Origin of the sequence: Xanthomonas sp. CFBP 7698 (assembly GCF_003600855.1) — a bacterium.
GTDB classification, from domain to species: domain Bacteria; phylum Pseudomonadota; class Gammaproteobacteria; order Xanthomonadales; family Xanthomonadaceae; genus Xanthomonas; species Xanthomonas cannabis.
Window position 1 is genome coordinate 132,473 of the sequence record NZ_PRDN01000007.1, and the last position, 6,947, is coordinate 139,419.

General features: G+C 61.3%; 4 protein-coding genes. All 4 read left to right on the plus strand.

From position 1 onward, the window contains the following. The first annotated feature begins 8 nt into the window (after positions 1-8). The 4 genes from XnspCFBP7698_RS20015 (at position 9) to radC (ending at position 6,582) form a co-directional block, all read left to right on the plus strand. Positions 9-4,037 carry a hypothetical protein gene (locus XnspCFBP7698_RS20015; RefSeq protein ID WP_104581327.1) on the plus strand — a complete coding sequence of 1,343 codons (4,029 nt, stop codon included), beginning with the start codon at positions 9-11 and terminating at the stop codon, positions 4,035-4,037. 40 nt (positions 4,038-4,077) lie between these two features. Then, the gene (locus XnspCFBP7698_RS20020) at positions 4,078-4,728 is read left to right on the plus strand and encodes a hypothetical protein (RefSeq protein ID WP_104581342.1); all 651 of its coding nucleotides are present in this window, start codon (positions 4,078-4,080) and stop codon (positions 4,726-4,728) included. 400 nt (positions 4,729-5,128) lie between these two features. Further along, a complete protein-coding gene (locus XnspCFBP7698_RS20025) occupies positions 5,129-6,085 on the plus strand; it encodes a DUF932 domain-containing protein (protein ID WP_104581328.1) in 957 nt (318 codons plus the stop codon). After that, positions 6,082-6,582, plus strand: a complete 501-nt coding sequence (gene radC, locus XnspCFBP7698_RS20030; RefSeq protein ID WP_233549038.1) for a DNA repair protein RadC — start codon at positions 6,082-6,084, stop codon at positions 6,580-6,582. The genes XnspCFBP7698_RS20025 and radC overlap by 4 nt, the downstream gene beginning before the upstream one ends. Positions 6,583-6,947: the final 365 nt, after the last annotated feature.

A 6,947-nucleotide genomic window follows, 5' to 3' on the forward strand; every position in this document is an offset into this window, starting at 1 on the left:
CCTAAGCCATGCCAAAGAAGGACATCCCTTTGTTTCAGGGTCACCACGCCCTTGAGCAACAGACGTTTGCAAGAGATCCGCTGCTAGAAGCCTTGGTGGATTCGGGTCGGTTCAACAAGGACGCGGCCACGAACCTGATCAACATGCCCAAGGACAGGGCGCTTGCCCATGCCTTGGGAGTCTCGCCACATTCGGGCGGACCGCTGAAGGACTACAAGATCGGCTCAACGCAGGTATTGAAGGATCTGGCTTCAACGAAGGACGGCATCGCCGCGTTGGCCGGCGATGCGGGCGCGCTGGACCGGATGGCGATGAAGGTTCAACGGTTAAGCGATGCAGCGCAAGTGGCTTTGGTCAATGGTGAACTACACACCAACGCTGGTCTGAATCAAACCAGGGACCAGGCACGCGCTATCACCAACGCTTTTTTCGATGACCCGATCAGCAACCTGACGACGAGCTACGCCTCGAAGAATGTGGCGCAGATGGACGCGCACGGGCAGGCGAGCTGGAACACACGGCAATGGGCGGTGGTCACGCACAACGAAGGCCGGATCGTCTCCACGCTCAACCACTTTCAAAGTTCAGGGCAGCCGTTGACCCGCGGCGGCCACACTGATCTTCAGCGGCAGGGCTTAAGTCAGGCCATCTCCGACGCTTACCACGGTGGAAAGCTGACGCTGTCACCTGGTGGCGTGGCTATCGTCGAGAACACCCTGGGCGAAGAAGCCGCCAGACCTCTGCGAATTCCTCGCGGTCAGAGCGGTGCGGCGTCCATGGAAGTATTGCTGGGCAATGCGTCGGCCAGCACCTTGGTGCGATCGGGCGGCTTGTTGGCGACGGGGGCAGACGCAGTGCTGACCGCCCGCCGCTCGGCCGAGTTGCTGGAACAAGGCAATGCCACCGCCGCCCACTCCGAGGTCACCCATGCATTGGCTCGCAACGTCGGCGGTTGGGCCGGTGGTGCATCCACCGCCGCCGCGATTGGTGGCAGCGGCTTCGTGCCTGCGGCGTTGGTGGTGGGCGATGCGCTGTTGATGAGCAAGGCGTTCGACAAAGGCGCCGACTTGCTGGACAACCGCGCCATCTATCACCAGACCGACAAGGCCGGTGTGGAGTGGCAATTCAACGGTCGCAACTGGCAGCGCGACACGGCCATCGACCTTGCCCAGGACGGCGGCCGCACATCGGGCGAGCAGCCCGTGGTCGCCAGCTATGAGAAATCGCAGGAACTGGGGGCGCTGGCCAACGCCAAGGCGGTGGAGCTGGCGCTGGGCAAGGTGCCTGCGCCCCGGGACCCGTTCAACCTCCCTGCAAGGGCCAGTGACCAGGTTGGGCTAGACAACCAAAACTGGCATCGCAATCCGGAAAACCAGGCATGGGAACGCCAAGTCAAAACCGCCGTGTCCGGTGCCAATGACCGGGGCAGCTACGAGCACCAAACCGCTTCCCCGGAACGCGCGCAGCAACTCAACCAAGAAGCGCTGGGCCGTATAGAAAGCAACATCGCCACCGGGCGCGAAGCCATCGCTGCCGCCTACCTGGAAAACCATGCTGCTCAGCGGGCCCAGGCTTACGGTGTCGAAGTGCCTGCGGCCGTCCAAGCCGCCCAGGCCAAGTCCGGTGCGGTGCTTGGGTCGGACGCTCAGCTTTACCAGCGCACAGAGTCAGGACAGTGGGCCGGCAAGGATGGCGTTGCCAGCGGTAACTTGGCGGTGGAGCTGGAACTGACTGACCAGATGCGGCAACCTTCGCTGGAACGGTCACAAGAAGCCCTGGCGGCGATTCAAGCGCTCCCCGCTCTCACAGCGGCGCAGATGGAGCACAACGAGCTGCTGCACCGTTACCGGGCGGCAGGCGTTGATTTGAACGTCAACCCAGATACTCAGCAGGCCGTGGAGCTGGCCTCCCAGCGGACCATGAAGGCCAACGGCATCACCGGGCCGACCATGCAGCAGTTGCAGCGCAATGAGTCGGGGCAATACGGTTATGACAGCCCCATTGCCCACTTGCAGCGCGGCAGCGATGGGATCACTCGGGTGGTAGGCGTCACCAGCAGCGATGACATCCGGCATGCGTTGAGTGAGACGCAAGGCTACCGGCGAGAATCGCCGATCCTTGGGCGCGTGACCGAGGGAACTGCAGACGCGGAAACATCGACCTCCGATTCTTCCAATCCGCAGCAAGTGCTCGATATCCAAGCACGAATGCAGGCCTCTGTCGCGGCGCAGGCGCGGCAAGAACGCGAACAGCAAGATCGCCTCGCGCAAGAGCAACACGCCGCGCAGGTGCGCGAGCACCTACAGCAGGCACAGCCTGAGCACGAACACAGGTCACAAAGCGAACAAACGGTCCAGGCGCACGCGGTGTTGGAAGGTCAACGCCAAGCAGAGCAGCAACGCGAACAGGAAGAGCGCCAGGTGCAGGAGCGCCAAGCGCAGACCAGCCAGCAACGTGAGCTGCGGGAGAGTGAGGAGAGGGACGCCCAGCAGCGGCAGGCGCAGGAACGCCAAGCCGAAGACAACCACCAGCGGGAGCAGCAAGACCGCCAGGCTCAAGAAAGCAGGCAAGTTGAGGTCCAGGAAGCTCAGGCTCGGCAAGCACAGGATCAGCAGCAACAAACTCAAGCACTCGAACCGCAGCAGGACCAACGTCAGCAAGCCTCGCAGCAAGCCAATCCTCAGCCGCACGCTCCGGATGCCGCGCTGGCTCAACAAACGCCACAGCCTGAGTCGCAGCAGGAAGACGCGCCTCAGAAGCCCGAAACACAGACCCAACATGCAGGCGAACACCTAGCTTCTGGCATCCAGGACTCGCTGAAGCAGACGCCTGGTCTAAGTGACGCAAAGCCAGGTCAAGCACAAGAGGCAGAGCGCGCGCTGGAAATGCAGGCACTCGAGAATCGCGCCGCCGCCCGCGTCCAAGTGTCTTCCTCCGAAGGCCCGGAGCCGGACAGCCAACCTTCTCAGAGTGCACAGGCCGATGCGGGGCCTTCAGCGCTGCATTACCAAGTGCAAACGCAGCAAGTAGAGATGGATCAAGCGCCGGTCCGCCAGGAAGACATGGCGCGTGAGCAGGAGGCAGAGCCGGTTCGCGTCATGGCCCAAACAACGCCTGCGACAGCAGAGCCGTTGAGTGCATCGCAGTCCACAGCGTCTACCAATCCTGAGCAAGAAACGACGTCAGAGCAGAACCGTCCTTCGGACACGTTTTTCGCTGAGCATGACACGCCAGCGCTATCGCCTGCATACCTCGCGCAGGCACACGGGCAATCGCTGGGAGGTAGCGCAGAGAATCGCTTTCCCAAGGAGCCAGCAGACGCGGAAAAACAGCAGGCCCAATCGATCCCTGTGCAGGAACGCAGCGTCGCAGACCCAGGTGGCGCCCTATTCCTGGAAGAGACCATGCGCTCGCTCCGCCAGCTGCAACAAGAGATTGAGGCGGCGGATAGGGAAGACGAACGCTTCCACCAGAAGTGGAAGGAGTATCGCGACCGTGGAGAACCCTATCCCTTCGTTCGCGGCGACACACAAAGCTTAGACGGCGCAAGCTTCGATGGGTTCCCGCAGCACGAACAAACGCGTCGCTCTCCCAGTGAAGCAGCTGAGCAAACCGATGCCTTCCCACCTCTAGCCCAGCGCTCCATCGGGCCAGGTGTAGAGTCTGCGCCAGAGGATTCGCAGGTTGCGCGGAAATCCATTACGGGTGACCCGGACGTGGACGAGGTGCTCTATGCGCTCGACAGCAAGAACGAGCTGGCGATCGAGCAGGCTTTGAATCGGGTGGCCAACAGTGCAGCGACGCAGGCGCTGATCAAAAGAGGCAACGAGTTCCTTGATGCGCAGGCCCAGCAAGAGGCCCAGGAACACGTCACCACACGCCAGGCATTAGGGATGGATGTCTCCGCGGAGATCAACACCAGCCGCGGGCCGGTGATGGTGATGACCTTGCCCGAGTTTGCCAAGGGGCCGATGCAGAGCGGTCCCCAAGGAGACGGCGGTGGAGGTGGAGATGGTGGTGGAGGGGGCGGTGGTTAGTCAGAATCTCTCCCATGACCAGCCACGTTTAGGAGACCTCATGGACAGGCAAGACGCCGCCGCAATGGCGGAAATGATGGCGACGTTGAATGCATCGAACGCCTCGTTGCAGGAAACGGTCAAAGTGCTAACGACGCTGGTGGCATCCATGCAGCAGCGCGAACAACGGCTGCGCGAAGTGGTCGCCGAGCAACTCCAGCTGCTCCAGCACGCGGCCAGCAACGCCGATGCCAAGGTCAATCGGGTATTGGACAACGCACTGCCGAGGCTGACGCAGCTGACCAATCAGGCGTTGACGCAGACGCTGGAGCCAGCCGCCAAGCGGTTCAACAAAGAAATGGCCCACGCGGACGAGACATTGCAGCAAGCCACGCGACGTTACGCGCAGGCCCAGCAGTCCTTGGAAACAAGGATCACGCGGCGCATAGGGATAGCCTCCGCCACGATGCTCGTGGCGGGCGTCTTGGGGCTAGGTGTAGTGGCTTACTCAGTCGGCATCATCCATGAGAAGCACAACGAACTGGTGCAGCTGCGCACCTCGATCAACTATTGGGAACGCGTCGCGCAAGCAGACCTGGCGCCCTGTGGTGAGGGGCGGCTCTGTGCCACCTTTGAGAAAAACGGGCCGCGTTATGGCGGCCAGCGGCAATACAGAGCGATCAACCTGCGCACGACATCGGCTGCGCGGTAACGCTCTTCGCTGCCGATAGAGGAGCGCCATCTCGCCAGATTAAGGAAACGCCGGCTTCATGGCCGCCGAGCACATGACGCAGCCCGGCGTGCTTCCTCAAAGTAAAAATATTTCAAACCCTTAGTACCTACATGAGCGCTAGGAGATGCCTGGCCTTGCGTAGGGGTGGTCCGCACTGATCCGTCCGTTGACTGGGTGATCTGATGAGGGACAAGTCTGAGTTCCTGTACTGCGTTTTTATTGTGGCGGCCTCCATCCTGGCAGCCGTCGCACGCTGTTCCTTTGCTCCCGGTGGTTCGGAGTTCTTCCGTAACGACTGATCCATCATCCATAGGCACCGCACAAGGCCCGGCATCGTCCGGGCCTTGTGCGTTTATGCCGCCGCATTTAGGAGAGACACGTGCATCTTATTGAATCGATGGCATACAAGGGACAGACCCCTTGGCATGGTTTGGGTAACAAGCTGGGCAAGCACCAACCCATCGAAGTCTGGAGGCGCCAGGCTGGTATGGAATGGGAAATAAAAGAATCAGAGGTGCGTTACACCACGCAGGGCCGCGGCTCAGATGGCGCCAATACCTTTCCTGAGCAGAAGGTGCTCTATCGATCGGACACCCAGGCGCCGCTAGCGGTGGTGTCCAAGCGCTTCCAGGTTGTACAGCCTGGCGAGATCCTGGAGTTCTACCGCGACCTCACAGCACTTCACGGGTTTGAACTTGAAACCGCTGGCGTCCTGCGGGGGGGTAAGAAGTTCTGGGCCTTGGCCCGGACCGGACAGAGTACCGCCCTAAAGAAGCGGGACAGAGTTGATGGATACCTGCTGCTCGCCACAGCGTGCGACGGGACACTCGCAACGACAGCGCAGTTCACGTCCGTTCGCGTGGTATGCAACAACACGCTACAGATCGCTATGGATCAGAGCGCTGGGGCCATTAAGGTGCCACATCGCAGTCAGTTCCAGCCCGACGCTATCAAGCGGCAACTCGGCATCGTCGTTGGTGGGTGGGACAGCTTCGTGGATAGGATGAAGGCATTGTGCGATGTGCCCGTCCCTCCTGATTCTGTCGAGGGGCTACTGCGTCGTGTGTTGGTGTATGGAGGCTCGACGCCGGGCTCGGCAGTTGTCAATGAACAGGCTGTGGCAAGAGTGCGCGCGCTGTACGAGGGTGGTGGGCGCGGGGCAACCCTCTCCTCCAGTCGCGGGACTGCATGGGGTGCGCTCAACAGTTTGACCGAGTTCGTTGACCATCATCGGCGTGCGCATAGTGATGACAACCGCCGGGATGCCGCCTGGTTCGGGTTGGGGGCTGCAATCAAGCGACGTGCTTGGGAAGAGGTTCTGGAGCTGACCCCATGATGGCGCTACCGCAACTCCTGGAAGGGTCTGGGATTGGCGCCATTGCTGCAGCAAGGGTTCGGGAGAACCGGACAATCACTCGCGCGCTGAAGATCATCGAGCGGCGTGCGGCTGAACGTGACCAACTGATGAGTAGCCCTGACGCCGGCGGCAAATTCTTCCGGCTTCGGCTGGCAGACGAGCCACGGGAACACTTTGAGGTCGCCTTCCTGGATGTCCGGCACCGGCTCATCCAGGCAGAGCGGCTGTTCTCCGGTTCCGTCGACCAGTCCACGGTGCATCCGCGCATCGTTGTCCAGCGCGCGCTGTCGCTGAACGCGTCGGCAGTGTTGGTGGCGCATAACCATCCAAGTGGTGATCCGGAGCCATCGGCCGCAGATCAGGCTGTGACCAAACGGCTTGCGCAGGCCCTGGCATTAGTGGATGTCAGGCTGCTCGACCATTTCGTCGTGACCAATCGAGCGGCGCTGTCCATGGCGGCACGCGGACTGATGTAAGTGTGAGGAAACGAGGGGGCAAGAATGCTTTGCGGCGGCCTTGCTCAATACCTAGCGCCAGCTGACTTCAACAGGGCAAAGCACCCCGACCCGGTAGATTTGGCGGGAATACAATGGCGCATCGTGATCCGGCGTGCCTTGGCCTCGAAAGCGTCACTGGTGCACCACCGCAGTGGCTTGCCGGATCCTTCGTGGCCGATCATGCACCCACGACGCGAATGATACTTGCCTTGAGACTGGTAAATATCCAGCAACTGGGCCACTTCGTAGTCACTGTCGGCGAAGCGTTTCCTAGGGAATCTCTGAACAACGGGCCACAAAAGCGCGACACTACCGGTTGGGAGCGAGGAGGCATGCATGCAACT

What these genes read in the sequence shown, in the direction of transcription:
- radC (WP_233549038.1), top strand. Translation starts at nt 6,082, where the DNA reads ATGATGGCGCTACCGCAACTCCTGGAAGGGTCTGGGATTGGCGCCATT.
- XnspCFBP7698_RS20020 (WP_104581342.1), top strand. Translation starts at nt 4,078, where the DNA reads ATGGACAGGCAAGACGCCGCCGCAATGGCGGAAATGATGGCGACGTTG.
- XnspCFBP7698_RS20015 (WP_104581327.1), top strand. Translation starts at nt 9, where the DNA reads ATGCCAAAGAAGGACATCCCTTTGTTTCAGGGTCACCACGCCCTTGAG.